Raw genomic sequence first — 14852 nt, forward strand, 5'->3', positions numbered from 1 at the left:
GATGAGTCAGGCGCAGGACCACGGGCACAACGAGGCGAACGGGGCCGTCGGGCCGGCCGTGCCGCAGACCCGCACCGCACGCCACCGCCGGATCGTGGACATCCTCAACCGGCAGCCCGTGCGCTCGCAGAGTCAGCTGGCGAAGCTGCTGTCGGACGACGGGCTGAGCGTCACCCAGGCGACGCTCTCCCGGGATCTGGACGAGCTCAACGCGGTGAAGATCCGCAACAACGACGGTGACCTGATCTACGCGGTGCCGAGCGAGGGCGGCTTCCGTACTCCTCGGGCGCCGCTCGGGGAGTCGGCGAAGGAGGAGCGGATGCGGCGGTTGTCGCAGGAGCTGCTCATCTCCGCGGAGGCCTCTGCGAATCTCGTGGTCCTGCGTACCCCTCCGGGGGCCGCGCAATTTCTGGCCTCGGCCATCGATCAGGCCGAGCTGCAGGACATCCTGGGGACGATCGCCGGTGACGATACGTTGCTGCTGATCAGCCGGAACCCTACCGGGGGTCAGGCCCTGGCCGATCACTTGCTGAGGCTGGCTCAGAACGGCCACTGAGCGGGGGCGGTGGGTTCCACACGCCCCCTGGCATCTCGACTTACCCGAGTCGAGATGCCAGGCCGCCTGTGCATCTCACCTCGTCGCCTGCCGTGATCAGCAGGGCCTCCACGTCGGGCAGCGACTCCAGCCAGCGCAGGCCCTGCCGCGACCCCATCGCGAAAGCCGCCGTCGCCCAGCAGTCCGCCCAGGTCAGACTGGGTGCCACCACCGTCACCGCCACCAGGTCCGTCACCGCTGAGCGGCCCGTGCGGGGGTCGACGATGTGGTCGCCCCGTTCTGCCGTGCCGGAGGTGGCGACCGCCAGTTCGGACGCGCCGGCGGCGGAGATGACTGCCGCGAGGCCGCCGGGGCGCAGGGGGTCGGAGACGCCCACCCGCCAGGGGCGCTGGGGGCCCGGCACACCCAACAGTTGGACGTCGCCGCCGCCGTTGAGGCTGACGCCGGTCACACCGGGGACGTCCGCGAGGCGGCGGGCCGCGCGTTCGGCGGACCAGCCCTTGACGATGCCGGTCGGGTCGAGGCGGCCCTCGTACTTCGTGCTGAACCAGCCCTCGCTGAGCCGCTCCGCCTCGGCGCCCAGCTCCAGCACCGCGGCGACCTCCGGATCGCACTCCTCGACGGCCAGCTCACCGCGTGCCAGCCGGGAGATCTGGCTGTCGTCGCGGTAGGTGCTGAACACCTCGTCGACCCGGTGCAGCCCCGCGACCGCCTCTCCCAGCGCCGCCTGCACGGCACCGGGGTCCCCGCCGCGGACGTCGAAGGAGAAGACCGTCCCCATGACCTCCTCCGCATGACGCACCGCGGCGGGAGCTTCTGCCGGTTCCGCCACCGTGTCAGCCACCGGCCTGATCCAGAGCCGACTGGAGGGATTCCTTGTAGCCGTTGCTGGTGTAGGTGGCTCCGGAGACGGCGTCGATGTCGGCGGTTCCGGTGGCTACGGCGGCTTGGTTGAGTTTGGGTACGGCGTTGGCGGTGACCTGGTCGCTCTGGCCGCCCTTGGGTGCCTGGACCGCTTCGGCCTTGGTGATCTTTCCGCCGGCGACGGTGACACGGACCTGGACCGCGCCGTACTGGGTCTGGGAGACGCTGCCGGTGACCGTGCGGGCCTGAGCGGCGCCGCCGCCCGAACCCTGGGAGCCGGAGCCCTGTGACGAACCCGCGCTCGCCTTCGCCTTGTCCAGAGCCGACTGGAGGGATTCCTTGTAGCCGTTGCTGGTGTAGGTGGCTCCGGAGACGGCGTCGATGTCGGCGGTTCCGGTGGCTACGGCGGCTTGGTTGAGTTTGGGTACGGCGTTGGCGGTGACCTGGTCGCTCTGGCCGCCCTTGGGTGCCTGGACCGCTTCGGCCTTGGCGATCTTTCCGCCGGCGACGGTGACGCGGACCTGGACCGCGCCGTACTGGGTCTGGACGGCGTCGCCGGTGACGGTGGCGGCCTGGGCGGAGCCTCCCGAGCCCTGGGAGCCGGCGCTCGCGTTCGCCTTGTCGATCGCCGACTGGACGGACTTCTTGTAGCCGTTGCTGGTGTACGTCGCCCCGGACACGGCGTCGACGTTCGCGCTCTGGGCGGTGACCACCGCCTGGTTGAGCTTGGGTACGGCGTTCGCGGTGATCTGGTCGCTCTGGCCGCCCTTGGGGGCCTGGACCGCCTCGGCCTTGGTGATCTTTCCGTTGGCCACGGTCAGCCGCACCTGCACGGCGCCGTACTGGGTCTGCGCCGCGTCACCGGTGACCGTGCCGGACGCCGCCTGGGCGCCGCCCTGGGCCGAGGCCGCCGGCGGTGCGCCGACGCCCGCCGCCTGCGCGGAGCCCGGGTCGGTCGCCGGCTTCAGCGACAGCAGCAGCACGATCCCGGACACGGTGGCGGCGCCTGCCAGCACAACGCGGCGGATCGGGTGACTCTTCCTCATCGCTCCTACAGCTCCTGAAGTTGGAAGTCCCGTCGCTCACATCTCGAACGACTCGTGATGGATGCGGCGGGCGGGCACACCCGCGCCGCGTAGTGCTTCGTAGACGGACTGCGCGAAGCCGGCCGGCCCGCACATGAACACGTCGTGCTTGTCGATGTCGGGCAGCTTCTGCTGCAACCGCTCCGCCGAGATGTCGGGCCGCTCCCCGTCCGGGCTGTTGACCGCGTACATCAGCCGGGCACCGCGCTCGTCGGCGATCTTGGAGAGCTCGTCCCACAGCGCCAGGTCCTGGGTGCTGTTGGCCCGGTAGAGCAGGGTGATGTCGCCGGACGCGCCCGGCAGCGTCTCGAACAGGGCCCGCATCGGCGTGATGCCGACCCCGCCGGCGACCAGCAGCACCTTGCCGCGGCTGCGCCGCTGGGCGGTCAGCGCGCCGTACGGCCCCTCGGCCCACACCTTGGTGCCGGGCTTCAGGTCGCGCAGCCGCGACGTGTGGTCGCCGATCGCCTTGACCGTGATCCGCAGCATGTCGGGGCGGGGCGCCGCCGACAGCGAGTACGGGTGGGAGCTGAACCGCATGCCCGGCGCCTTGAACCGCCAGCGGAAGAACTGCCCGGCCTCCGCCCCGATCCGGTGCAGCTTGCGCCCGCCGATCAGCACGGACACGATGCCCGGCGTCTCCTCGATGACCGCCTCGACATACATCCGGTGCCGCAGGTTGAGGCGGATCGGCGTGAGGATCCGGTACCAGACCACCAGCGCGGTGACCACGCCGTACAGCCCGTACCAGAAGGTCTTCGCGGCGGGCTCGACGGCGAACTCGTTGCCGGTGGAGATCTGGTGCCAGAACGTCAGGTACACGGCCGCGTACGTCAGCAGGTGCACGTGGTACCAGGTGTCGTACGGGATGCGGCGGCGGATGCCCCCGATCGAGATGAAGGCGATGAAGAACAGCAGCCCCGTGCCGATGGCCGCCTTGCCCATGTCCGGCAGCGTGTTGACCGAGTCGATCGTCTGCTGGACGACATCGCCGAGCGTCTTGCCGGCCTGGAGCGCGTACCCCCACATGATGAGGAAGACGTGCGCGATGACCAGGCAGATGGTGTACCGCCCGCTCATCGCGTGCCAGCGCGCGACCCGGTCCGAGCCCACCCGTCGCTCCAGCGCGGGCACCCGGGCCATCTGGAGCACCACGAGCGCCATCAGGTAGCCGGCGAGCAGGCCGGTGATCCGGCCCGCGGCGATGATCTTGGCTGTGTTGTCCGCGAGGGACGGCGTGTTGTCCCACCACAACCACAGCACCGCCGCCGCGCCCGCCCATAGGGCGATCACCAGCGGAACGGCCGGGGAGCGGCGCGGGCGGATGCGGCGCATCGTCTGGCGGCGAGCGGCACGGCCGCCTGCGAGCGTGGTGGTCACGGTTCCTCCGGGGACGGGAGCAAGGGGGTGGAGATGGGCGTGGTCCCTTGGCCCTGAGGTACGTGCGGGGAGGTCCGTGTGTTCAGTGCTGCTTGCTCAGTAACGGGTGATTGCCGTGGCCCCGCCCGCCGTCCCGATCGCGATGTGCGGCTTCCGTCCCGGATCCGCCCACTTGAGGATCCGTCTCATGGCCCCCTCGGACACCGACACACAACCGGCCGTCGCCGTACGCCCCTTCACATGGAGGAAGATGCCGGCGCCGCGGCCCTTCACGGGGCGCTCGTAGTTGAAGGCGATGACGAGTGCGTGGGCGTACAGGGCGCCGTAGGAGACCAGGTGCTCGGACTCGGCGGCACGGCAGTCCCGTGCCAGCGGCTCGCTCCAGCGGTTGTAGGCGCGGGAGTCGCTGTCCTGGCACCACCAGGAGTCCTGGTGCACACGGCGGTACTTGTACGCAGTGCCGCGCGGCGCCGCCTTGATGCCGAAGGCGTACGGCAGCCCGTACAGCCCGGTCGGTGTCGTGTTCGTGCTCTGCTTGCGCCGGGTCCCCTCGACGAGGCCCTTCGCCCCGAAACGGGCGGGCGCCGAACCGGCCTTCACCCACGTCCCGCCGACCCGGTCCCACCAGGTGACCGTGCCCGACGTCGAGCCCTTCCGCGGCGCCACAGCGGTGATCAGCTGGGTGCCGCCCCCGGTGTCGGCCATGCGTGCGGGCAGCGGCTCGGGCGTTGTGGCGCCGGGTGCGGCACCGAGTACGAGAAGGGACGCGAGGGCTACGACACCGGGGCGCATGCCTCAGACGCTAGAGGGCGGGAGCGGCAACGGCAGCCCGGGTAGGCCATCCAGGCTGGTCGCGATGTAGTCCTTCTTGCTGAAGTACGCGCTCAGCGAGTCGTCGTCCTCGCGCGCGAACCGCTTGCCGTGCAGGTCGCGGTCCTCGTCGTACGTCATCAGGGGCACCGCGTACCCGCAGGAGTCGCGGATGACGTCGGCCCGGACCACGATGATCGCGCGCAGCCCGTGCAGGGACGGGTCGATGTCGGGAAAGTGCCCGAGCAGCTCCTTGAACCGCGGGTCGTCGCGGAAGACGGCCTCACCGCGGCCGTGGACGCGGACGATGTTCGGAGGGCCCTGGAAGGCGCACCACATCAGCGTGATCCGGCCGTTCTCCCGAAGATGCGCGACGGTCTCGGCGTTGGAGCCGGCGAAATCGAGGTAGGCGACGGTCAGTTCGTTGAGGATCGCGAAGGAACCCTTGAGGCCCTTGGGGGAGAGGTTGACCGTGCCGTCGGCGGACAGGGGAGCGGTCGCGGTGAAGAAGAGGGGCTGCTCCTCGATGAACGTCCGCAGCCTGCCGTCTATGCGTTCGTAAGTTTTTCCCACGTCAACCGAGTATGGACCCGGATCGTTCGCCTGTCTAAGGAATTGCCTGGTCCATGTGGAGTCACCATGGCCGCCCCGGCCGGCGTGCCAACGGGGCGGCCATGGCTGCCTGTCACGTCACTGGGAGAGCGTGCAGGCGGCGAATGCCTCCAGTCCTTCCGGCTTTGCGGCGGCGCGGCCGATGGAGGTTTCGATGCGGTTGAGGGCGGCGACGCGCTTGTCCTCCAGGGGGCCGAGGATGGCGTTCTGGACGAAGTTGGGTCCGCCTTGGCCGACGGTGTCGACGAGGCGCTGGTCGGCTTCCTGGATCTGGGTCCGGAGCTGGGCGAGGTTGCGGTCTACCTCGGCCTGCGCGGAGGCCGGGATCGCAGGTAGCTCGCCGGTCACGTCCGGGCAGCTGATCGTGCCGACGCCGGCGTCCCCCGCGTCGCCCGCCTCACCCGCGGCGTCACCGGCGTCCTCGCCCGCCGCACCGCCGGCCTCCTCGGTGGCCCCGCCGCCCGGGGTGGCCGCGGCCTCGTCACCGGCACCGTCCTGCGCGCCCGCACCGGCTCCCGCTTCCGCACCGGCCTCCTCGCCTGCGCCCGCACCGCCCTCGGCGTTGAGCGTGCAGGCGGCGAATGCCTCCAGTCCTTCCGGCTTTGCGGCGGCGCGGCCGATGGAGGTTTCGATGCGGTTGAGGGCGGCGACGCGCTTGTCCTCCAGGGGGCCGAGGATGGCGTTCTGGACGAAGTTGGGTCCGCCTTGGCCGACGGTGTCGACGAGGCGCTGGTCGGCTTCCTGGATCTGGGTCCGGAGCTGGGCGAGGTTGCGGTCGACCTCGGCCTGCGCGGAGGCCGGGATCGCGGGCAGCTCGCCGGTCACGTCCGGGCACGAGATGGTGCCGGGGCCGGCCAGCGTCCGGGCGTTCGTGCCGGCGCTCTTCGAGGGCGATGTCGTCTCCCCTGCCAGGGCGAAACCGGCGATCACCGTGCCGGACAGCGCCACCGCGGCGGCACCGCCGACGAACGCGACGCGACGCTTGTTGTACTTCGGAAGGGCCCTGGACATGCGGATGCCTCACTCGGGTTCGGGGGTGTCTTCTTCTTTACAAACGCGGCGCCTGCGTTCGGCGAGAGGTACGGGTAAGCGGTTTCTAGCGTTCAAGGGGAGCTCAAGAATTTCCGCCCCCGCCGACCGAGATTGACGAATCATGCAGAGCTCTGCATACTCATGCAACAGCTTGTCGTCGAGCATTCCCGCTCAGCGTCCGTCGCGGGCATAGCCTGACGTCGACCGGCGCAACGCCGACCAACCCTCCCTAGGAGCAACGCAAGTGAGCAGCAACAGCGGTGACGTCCGGCTCTGGGGCGGCCGTTTCGCCGACGGTCCCGCCGAGGCACTGGCCAAGCTGTCCGCATCCGTCCACTTCGACTGGCGGCTGGCGCCGTACGACATCGCCGGTTCGCGTGCCCACGCGCGCGTGCTGCACAAGGCGGGGCTGCTCACGCAGGACGAGCTGACCCGGATGATCGCCGGGCTGGACCAGCTGGAGGCGGACGTCGCCGACGGCTCCTTCGTGGGCACGATCGCCGACGAGGACGTCCACACCGCCCTGGAGCGCGGGCTGCTGGAGCGCCTCGGCCCGGACCTCGGCGGCAAGCTGCGGGCCGGTCGGTCGAGGAACGACCAGGTGGCGACGTTGTTCCGGATGTACCTGCGCGACCACGCCCGCATCGTCGGCGGCCTGATCGCCGACCTCCAGGACGCCCTGATCGGCCTCGCCGAGGCCCACCCGGACGTGGCGATGCCCGGCCGCACCCACCTCCAGCACGCCCAGCCCGTGCTCTTCGCCCACCACGTCCTGGCCCACGTCCAGTCCCTGTCCCGGGACGCCGAGCGGCTTCGCCAGTGGGACGAGCGGACGGCCGTCTCGCCGTACGGCTCGGGCGCCCTTGCGGGCTCGTCCCTCGGACTGGACCCGGAGGCGGTGGCGAAGGACCTCGGCTTCGAGCACGGGTCCGCCGCCAACTCCATCGACGGCACGGCCTCCCGTGACTTCGTCGCCGAGTTCGCCTTCATCACCGCGATGATCGGCGTGAACCTCTCCCGGATCGCCGAGGAGATCATCATCTGGAACACGAAGGAGTTCTCCTTCGTGACCCTGCACGACGCGTTCTCCACGGGCTCGTCGATCATGCCGCAGAAGAAGAACCCGGACATCGCGGAGCTGGCGCGCGGCAAGAGCGGCCGCCTGATCGGCAACCTGACGGGTCTGCTGGCCACGCTCAAGGCCCTGCCCCTCGCCTACAACCGTGACCTCCAGGAGGACAAGGAGCCCGTCTTCGACTCCTGCGACCAGCTGGAGGTCCTGCTCCCCGCCTTCACCGGCATGATGGCCACCCTCACCGTCAACCGTGAGCGCATGGAGGAACTGGCCCCGGCCGGCTTCTCCCTCGCCACCGACATCGCCGAGTGGCTGGTCAAGCAGGGCGTCCCCTTCCGCGTCGCCCACGAGGTCGCCGGCGAGTGCGTCAAGGTGGCCGAGGCCGAGAACAAGGAACTGGCCGACCTGACGGACGAACAGTTCGCGAAGATCTCCGCCCACCTCACGCCTCAGGTGCGCTCGGTGCTGAACGTGCCGGGTGCCCTGGCTTCCAGGAACGGCCGTGGGGGTACCGCCCCGAGCGCGGTGGCGGTCCAGCTGGCCGAGGTGAAGCAGGACGTGGCGGCCCAGCACGAGTGGGCGACCGCCAAGAAGCGCTAGAGCAACGCCCTCAAGGGGCGCGGGGCTGTATCGATTTGCGGCTTCGCCGCGCGGGCGCGACAAGCCACGACGGTCCCGCGCCCGCCAAAGCACCGCACGAACCGAGCTCTGAGGCGTCAGTCGAAGGTCATCACGGGTTACGTTGGTCGGAACGCCGTACCGGACCCGACCGACGGAGCCCGCGATGCCCTTCGCCCGACTGGCCACAGCAACAACCCCCACCTGCCACATCGGACTGGGCCTCGCCGCCGTCGGCCGCCCCGGCTACATCAACCTCGGCCGCGACGAAGACCTCGGAGAGCACCGCAGCCCCGAAGCGCTGCGCACCCGCACCCACGAACTCCTGAACGCCGCCTACGCCCAGGGCGTCCGCTACTTCGACGCAGCCCGCTCCTACGGCCGTTCCGAGGAGTTTCTGGCCGACTGGCTGAAGGCCCGCCCCGACCTCGACGACATCGTCGTAGGCAGCAAGTGGGGCTACACCTACACCGCCGACTGGACCACCGACGCCGAGAAGCACGAGGTCAAGGACCACGGCCTTCAGACGTACGAACGTCAGCGCGCCGAGACCGACGACCTGCTCGGCGACCGGCTCGACCTCTACCAGATCCACTCGGTGACCCCGGACAGCCCCGCCCTCACCGACAAGGACCTGCACGCCAGGCTCGCCGAGGCAGCCGCCGCCGGCCTCACCATCGGCTTCTCCACCAGTGGCCCCGCCCAGGCCGAGGCGATCCGCGCCGCCCTCGCCGTGACGGTCGACGGCGAGCCCCTCTTCCGTACCGTCCAGTCGACGTACAACGCCCTGGAGACCTCGGCCGAACCCGCCCTCGCCGAGGCCCACGACGCCGGGCTCACGGTGATCGTCAAGGAGGGCATGGCCAACGGGCGGCTCGCCGACCCGTACGCGCCGGACGCTCTGAAGGCCGTGGCCGAGGAGACGTCCCTCGGGTGTGACGCCGTCGCCCTCGCGCTGATCCTGCGCCGACCCTGGGCCGGCGTGGTCCTCTCCGGCGCCGCGACGACCGTACAGCTCGCGTCCAACCTGCATGCCGCCGTCGTCGATCTCGACGAGGGGCAGCTGGAGAAGCTCGCCGCGCTGGTGGAGGAGCCCGGCGCGTACTGGGAGCGGCGCGGGCAGCTGCCCTGGCACTGAGACACCCTGAGCGCCATCAACCGTGAGCTTCGCATGCCTTGAATGAGACAATGATGTCTCAGATGGGTTATCGTTGTCTCATGGCCGTCGATCGTGACCACGTACTCCGCAGTGCCGCCGCACTGCTGACCCATAAATCCACCGCGACCATGGACGAGGTCGCCAAGGCCGCCGGGATCAGCCGCGCCACACTGCACCGGCAGTTCGCCGGGCGGGACGCGCTCGTGCGGGCGCTGGAGTCGCTCGGCATCGCGGAGTGCGAGGCCGTGGTGGACTCGGCGCGGCTGGACGAGGGGGCGGCGAGTGACGCCGTACGACGTCTCGTCCGCGGGATCGAGCCCGTCGCGGGCCTCCTCGCCTTCCTCTACACCGAGAACCAGCTGTTCGAGGGCGAGGAGGTGGACGAGGGCTGGTCCCGGATCGACGCCCGGATCGCCGCGCTGTTCCGGCGCGGACAGGACAACGGCGAGTTCCGGATCGACCTCACGCCCACCTGGCTCACCGAGGCTCTGTTCGGGCTGCTCGCGTCCGGCGCCTGGGTCGTGCAGAGCGGCAAGGTCGCGGCCAACGACTTCCACCACATGATCGTCGAGCTGTTGCTCGGCGGCGCGCTCAGAAGAGAGGAATCATGACCAGCACCCTGCAGTCGGCGACCACGACCGAGGCGGTGACCAAGCGCCCCGGCCGTTGGCTCGCGCTGTCCGTCCTCGTCCTCGCCGTGCTGCTGGTGGCCGTGGACGCGACCGTCCTCGGCCTCGCGACCCCCTACATCAGCGAGGACCTGAAGCCCTCCGGCACCCAGCTCCTGTGGATAGGCGACGTCTACTCCTTCGTCATCGCCGGTCTGCTGGTGTCGATGGGCAGCCTCGGCGACCGCATAGGCCGCAAGCGGATCCTGCTCGTCGGCGCCACGGCGTTCGGCGCGGTGTCCGTGCTCAACGCCTACGCGACGACCCCGGAGATGATGATCGTCGCCCGGGCCCTGCTCGGTGTCGCGGGCGCCACCCTGATGCCGGCCACGCTCGCCCTGATCCGCAACCTCTTCCACGACCCGCGCGAACGCAGCCTCGCCATCGGCATCTGGGGCGCGACCGCCTCCGCCGGTACGGCCGTCGGCCCGATCGTCGGTGGCTTCCTGCTCGAACACTTCTGGTGGGGCTCGGTCTTCCTGATCAACCTGCCCGTGATGGCGGTCCTCGTGGTCGTCGGCATCAAGCTGCTCCCCGAGTCCCGCAACCCGAACCCCGGTCCCTGGGACATGATCAGCGTCGTGCTGTCCCTCGTCGGCATGATCGGTGTCGTGTACGCCGTCAAGGAGGCGGCCGCGGTCGGCTTCACCTGGGTCATGGTCGCCGCGGGCCTGCTGGGTGCCGCAGCACTGTACGGCTTCGTACGCCGCCAGCTCACCCTGCCGATCCCGCTGCTGGACATGCGGCTGTTCCGTCACCGCGGCTTCAGCGGCGCGGTGCTGGCCGACCTGCTGACCATCCTCGGCCTGTCCGGCCTGGTGTTCTTCCTCTCCCAGTTCCTGCAACTCGTGCAGGGCAGGGGCCCGTTCGAGGCGGGCCTTGCCGAGCTGCCCGCCGCGATCGGCGCGGTCGTCGCCGGCCTGATCGCCGGTCGCGCGGCCCGCCGTTACTCGGTACGGGCCGTCGTCTCCGGCGGCCTCGCGGCCATCGGCCTCGCCCTGGCCGTGCTCACGGTCATCGACCGCTCGACCGGCTACCCCCTGCTGGGCGCCGCCCTGCTGGTGGTCGGCGTCGGCGCCGGCTTCTCCTTCACGGTGACGTCGGACGTGATCCTCTCCAGCGTGCCGAAGGAGCAGGCGGGCGCGGCGTCGGCGGTGTCGGAGACGGCGTACGAGCTGGGTGCCGCTCTGGGTATCGCGGTGCTGGGCTCGATCGTGACGGGCGTCTACCGGGACTTCACGGGCCCGGCGGGCACTCCGACGGAGGCGCATGAGTCACTGGGTGGCGCGGTGGAAGCCGCGGCGGGAATGCCGGCCCAGACCTCCGAGGCGATGCTGGACGCAGCTCGCAGTTCCTTCGTCGACGGTCTCGCCCTCGCGGCGGGAGTCGGAGCGGCCGTACTGCTCGCGGCGGCGGTGGCAGCGTGGTTCCTCCTGCGCGGCCAGCGGCTGGACAACACCGCCTGAGGCCTTGAGCGACCCGCCCTCCCCGCGTCCTTTCAGGGGCGCGGGGACAAGGGGCGGGGCCGTGTCCGTTGTGCGGCTCCGCCGCGCGGGCGCGATCAGCTGCATCGGACCCGCACCCGAGAGCAACCCGCGGCCCCCGGACCTCCGGGCCGCCGAACCAGCGGAGCTACGCCGCCTCTTTGGCCTTGCTCGCGTACATGTCCACGTACTCCTGTCCGGACAGCCGCATGACCTCCGCCATCACGGAGTCGGTCACCGCGCGCAGCACATACCGGTCCCGGTCCATCCCCTCGTACCGCGAGAACTCCATCGCCTCGCCGAAGCGAACCGTGACCTTCCGCGGCCGGGGCATCCCCGCCCCACCCGGCTGGATCTTGTCCGTGCCGATCATCGCGAACGGAACGACCGGCGCCCCGGTCATGAGCGTCAGGCGTGCGATGCCGGTACGGCCCCGGTACAGCCGCCCGTCGGGAGACCGCGTGCCCTCGGGGTAGATCCCGAAGACGTTGCCCTCCTCCAGGATCCGGCGCCCGGTCATCAGCGCGGCCACACCGCCGCGGCCGCCGTCACGGTCGACGGGGATCATGCCGACGCCGGTGAAGAACCACGCCATCAGCCGGCCCTTGAGGCCCTTGCCGGTGACGTACTCGTCCTTGCCGATGAAGAGGACCTGTCGGTCGCAGACCAGCGGCAGAATCATCGAGTCGATGAACGTGAGGTGGTTGCCGGCCAGGATGACCGGACCGTCGCCCGGGATGTGCTCCGCGCCCTCCACCTGTGGGCGGAACATCAGGCGCATGATCGGTCCGAGCACTGCCTTGATGAGCGCGAAGCGGGACAACGGGCCCTCCGGTGTCAAGGGATTCGGTATAAGTCTGTGCAGGTGAGGACGATACTCGCGGTTCCCCGGGTCCCGCACATCGGGTGGGCCGACTTCACCTACGCCTTACGCACTGTTGACGCACGTTTACCTGCGGTGGCGCGTCGAGAACGGCACGTAACGCGTTCGCCATGATGTGACGGACATCGCCCCGAGGGCCTGTCCGACACGTTCCCCGTACGGCCGTAGGCATTCCGACGGGCCGTCACCTCACCATTCCGGTACGACATTCAGCATCACCCGCGAGTTCCGCCGAAGGTCTCCCATCCGTCATGGACACGCACCTACGATCACCCCGCACTGAAATGGGCGGACGGTCAGGAGGGCCCTCATGGGAACCCAGGAGAACGAGCACACGGTCGTCACCGGACGGCGGATGCTTCTCGGCGCGGCTGTGCTCGGCGCGGGCGGAGCGGTCCTCGGGCTGTCCGGTACGGCGCGAGCGGGCGAGGCACGGCACGGCGGCTCGGGCGGCGGCCTGAAGAACCTGCCCAAGCCGACGATCATCGGACACCGCGGCGCCAGCGGCTACCGGCCCGAGCACACCCTCGGCTCCTACCAGCTGGCCCTCGACATGGGCGCCGACATCGTCGAGGCCGGCGACCTGGTGCCCACCAAGGACGGCCACCTCGTCTGCCGGCACGAGCCGGAAATCGGCGGCACGACCGATGTCGCGGACCATCCCGAGTTCGCCGACCGCAAGAAGACCAAGTCCCTCGACGGCGTCGCCACCACCGGCTGGTTCACCGAGGACTTCACGCTCGCCGAGCTGAAGACGCTGCGTGCGACCGAGCGCATCCCGGCCAACCGCCCGCACAACACCCTCTACAACGGCCGCTGGGAGATCCCCACCTTCGAAGAGGTCCTGCGGTGGCAGGACGAGCAGAGCCGTAAGCGCGGCAAGCAGGTCTGGATCTACCCCGAGCTCAAGCACCCCACCTACTTCCGCAAGCAGGGCCTCGCTCTGGAGGAGCGGGTCGCCAAGGTGCTCCACAAGTACGGCAAGGACCGGCGGAACTCGCCCGTCATCCTCCAGTCCTTCGAGCCGACCGGCATCCAGCGGCTGAACAAGCTCGTCGACAACCCGCTGGTGGTCCTGCTCTCCGGCGCGACCACCCGGCCCTGGGACTTCGTCGAGACGGGCGACCCGCGCACGGTCGCCGACCTGGTCAAGCCGGCCGGCCTCAGGGAGATCGCCTCCTACGCCCAGGGCATCGGCCCCACCCTGGACCTGGTCATCCCGAAGGACGCGAACGGCAACCTCACCCAGCCCACGACGCTGGTCGCCGACGCACACAAGGTCGGGCTGATCCTGCACCCCTACACGATGCGCAACGAGAACCCCTTCCTGCCGACCAGCTTCCGCAAGGGCACCGACGCGGACGCCTACGGTGACGTCTTCGGCGCCTACAAGACGTACTTCGCGACCGGCATCGACGGTGTCTTCACCGACAACCCGGACACGGGCCTGCTGGCCCGCAAGGACTTCGTCAACGACTGAGACCCGCGCCCCGGTTGGGGTGACTGGCGGCCGCCCGGGCAACCCCATGCCCGGGCGGCCGCGTCGTGCCGCATATGACGGACGACCTGGTTGCCGCCCTGCGCCCGCTGCTCCTCGCGGAGGCCTCAGCCGAGGCACCCGCCTCCGGAGCGGAGCCGGGCGACCTGGAACAGGCGGTCTGGCTCCGCCTCCTGGAACGCCTCGACTCCGACGGCCCGCCCGCGGACCCGCCGGGCTGGCTGCGCAGGGCGGTCCGCTCCGAAGCCCGCCGAAGCCGCCGTACGACCCGCCGTGAACGGCCGTACGAGCAGGAGCCCGCCGCCGACAGCGACCGTCACGACCCCGAACACCTGGCCCTCGCGGCCGCCCGCCGCCGCGCCCTGCGCGAAGCGGTGCGCCGTCTCCCCGGCCGCTGCCCCCGCCTCGTCGAGGCCCTGCTCTCCCCGGACGACCTGACATACCGGGAAATCGCGGGGGAGTTGGGTATCTCACAGGGCAGTCTCGGCCCGGAACGTTCCAGATGCCTGGGATGTCTGCGTCGAATGCTCACGCCGGAGGTTGCGGCCCGCGGAGCGCGGGGATAGGAGTGAGGGACGACAGGTGATCAGGTGAGCGGGAGGCGTGCGCACATGGGCATGAGCGTGACCATCTCGGCGGCGACCGAGCAGGACGCGGAGCAGATCTTCAGGCTGCAGTACCTGTGCTTCCAGAGCGAGGCGGCGCTGTACGGCAACTACCGCATCGACCCGCTCGTCCAAACACTGGACTCGGTCCGGGCGGAGGTCGCCGCGGACTGTGTCTTCGTGGCACGGCTCGGCGAGGAGGTGGTCGGCTCCGTCCGCGGCAGCGTCACCGAGGACGGCGCGGCGGCCATCGGCAAGCTCTGCGTCCACCCCCGACTCCAGGGCCACGGCATCGGCGCCCGCCTCCTGCGCGCCGCGGAAGCCGCCCTGACCGAACAGCGCGGCGCCAAGCGGTTCCGCCTGGAGGCCGGCCACCGCAGCGAGGGCAACCTGCGCCTGTACCGCAAGGTGGGCTACGAGGCGGTGGGCACGTCGAAGGGCGCCGACGGCGTTCCGATGGTCGTCCTGGAGAAGCAGGCAGGCGCGTACGCAACAACGGCGTGACCGGTTACGACGGGCAGGC

General features: G+C 70.4%; 15 protein-coding genes. 8 read left to right on the forward strand and 7 right to left on the reverse strand.

Annotated elements, in window-relative coordinates; genetic code table 11:
- Position 1: 1 nt before the first annotated feature.
- Entirely contained in the window at positions 2 to 556 is a 555-nt protein-coding gene (locus tag OG331_RS39085) for an arginine repressor (protein ID WP_328428916.1), read from the forward strand.
- Positions 557 to 596: 40 nt separating this feature from the next.
- Here OG331_RS39085 and OG331_RS39090 read toward each other — a convergent pair whose 3' ends face one another.
- From OG331_RS39090 to OG331_RS39115, 6 genes are all read right to left on the reverse strand, one after another.
- Positions 597 to 1337, reverse strand: a complete 741-nt coding sequence (locus OG331_RS39090) for an FAD:protein FMN transferase (protein ID WP_406210595.1) — start codon at positions 1335 to 1337, stop codon at positions 597 to 599.
- 55 nt (positions 1338 to 1392) lie between these two features.
- On the reverse strand, positions 1393 to 2466 hold the full coding sequence (locus OG331_RS39095; RefSeq protein WP_406205652.1) for an FMN-binding protein: 1074 nt from the start codon (positions 2464 to 2466) through the stop codon (positions 1393 to 1395).
- Between the two features lie 36 nt (positions 2467 to 2502).
- Positions 2503 to 3885 carry a ferredoxin reductase family protein gene (locus OG331_RS39100; RefSeq protein ID WP_328882818.1) on the reverse strand — a complete coding sequence of 461 codons (1383 nt, stop codon included), beginning with the start codon at positions 3883 to 3885 and terminating at the stop codon, positions 2503 to 2505.
- A 96-nt stretch (positions 3886 to 3981) separates the two neighbouring features.
- A complete protein-coding gene (locus OG331_RS39105; RefSeq protein WP_406205655.1) occupies positions 3982 to 4677 on the reverse strand; it encodes a L,D-transpeptidase in 696 nt (231 codons plus the stop codon).
- Positions 4678 to 4680: 3 nt separating this feature from the next.
- Positions 4681 to 5268, reverse strand: a complete 588-nt coding sequence (locus tag OG331_RS39110) for a pyridoxamine 5'-phosphate oxidase family protein (RefSeq protein WP_406205658.1) — start codon at positions 5266 to 5268, stop codon at positions 4681 to 4683.
- A 117-nt stretch (positions 5269 to 5385) separates the two neighbouring features.
- Entirely contained in the window at positions 5386 to 6318 is a 933-nt protein-coding gene (locus OG331_RS39115; protein WP_406205661.1) for a hypothetical protein, read from the reverse strand.
- A 265-nt stretch (positions 6319 to 6583) separates the two neighbouring features.
- Here OG331_RS39115 and argH point away from each other — a divergent pair, with 265 nt between their 5' ends.
- From argH to OG331_RS39135, 4 genes are all read left to right on the forward strand, one after another.
- Positions 6584 to 8014, forward strand: a complete 1431-nt coding sequence (gene argH / locus OG331_RS39120) for an argininosuccinate lyase (protein ID WP_406205664.1) — start codon at positions 6584 to 6586, stop codon at positions 8012 to 8014.
- A 184-nt stretch (positions 8015 to 8198) separates the two neighbouring features.
- Positions 8199 to 9170: an aldo/keto reductase gene (locus tag OG331_RS39125; protein ID WP_406205667.1), complete on the forward strand. Its 972-nt coding sequence runs from the start codon at positions 8199 to 8201 to the stop codon at positions 9168 to 9170.
- An 80-nt stretch (positions 9171 to 9250) separates the two neighbouring features.
- Entirely contained in the window at positions 9251 to 9802 is a 552-nt protein-coding gene (locus OG331_RS39130) for a TetR/AcrR family transcriptional regulator (protein WP_406205670.1), read from the forward strand.
- Positions 9799 to 11325 carry an MFS transporter gene (locus OG331_RS39135; protein ID WP_406205672.1) on the forward strand — a complete coding sequence of 509 codons (1527 nt, stop codon included), beginning with the start codon at positions 9799 to 9801 and terminating at the stop codon, positions 11323 to 11325. The genes OG331_RS39130 and OG331_RS39135 overlap by 4 nt, the downstream gene beginning before the upstream one ends.
- Before the next feature lie 166 nt (positions 11326 to 11491).
- On the opposite strand, the gene OG331_RS39140 is transcribed toward OG331_RS39135, so the two are convergent.
- Positions 11492 to 12166: a lysophospholipid acyltransferase family protein gene (locus tag OG331_RS39140; protein WP_362381384.1), complete on the reverse strand. Its 675-nt coding sequence runs from the start codon at positions 12164 to 12166 to the stop codon at positions 11492 to 11494.
- 370 nt (positions 12167 to 12536) lie between these two features.
- Between OG331_RS39140 and OG331_RS39145 the strand changes: the two genes are divergently transcribed.
- The 3 genes from OG331_RS39145 to OG331_RS39155 all read left to right on the forward strand — a co-directional run bounded on the left by OG331_RS39145 (position 12537) and on the right by OG331_RS39155 (position 14833).
- On the forward strand, positions 12537 to 13706 hold the full coding sequence (locus OG331_RS39145) for a glycerophosphodiester phosphodiesterase (RefSeq protein WP_406205675.1): 1170 nt from the start codon (positions 12537 to 12539) through the stop codon (positions 13704 to 13706).
- A 74-nt stretch (positions 13707 to 13780) separates the two neighbouring features.
- Entirely contained in the window at positions 13781 to 14290 is a 510-nt protein-coding gene (locus OG331_RS39150) for an RNA polymerase sigma factor (protein WP_406205677.1), read from the forward strand.
- Positions 14291 to 14335: 45 nt separating this feature from the next.
- Positions 14336 to 14833: a GNAT family N-acetyltransferase gene (locus OG331_RS39155; RefSeq protein WP_406210598.1), complete on the forward strand. Its 498-nt coding sequence runs from the start codon at positions 14336 to 14338 to the stop codon at positions 14831 to 14833.
- Positions 14834 to 14852 lie beyond the last annotated feature (19 nt).

The sequence above is a fragment of the Streptomyces sp. NBC_01017 genome, from assembly GCF_045162795.1.
Taxonomy (GTDB): domain Bacteria; phylum Actinomycetota; class Actinomycetes; order Streptomycetales; family Streptomycetaceae; genus Streptomyces; species Streptomyces machairae.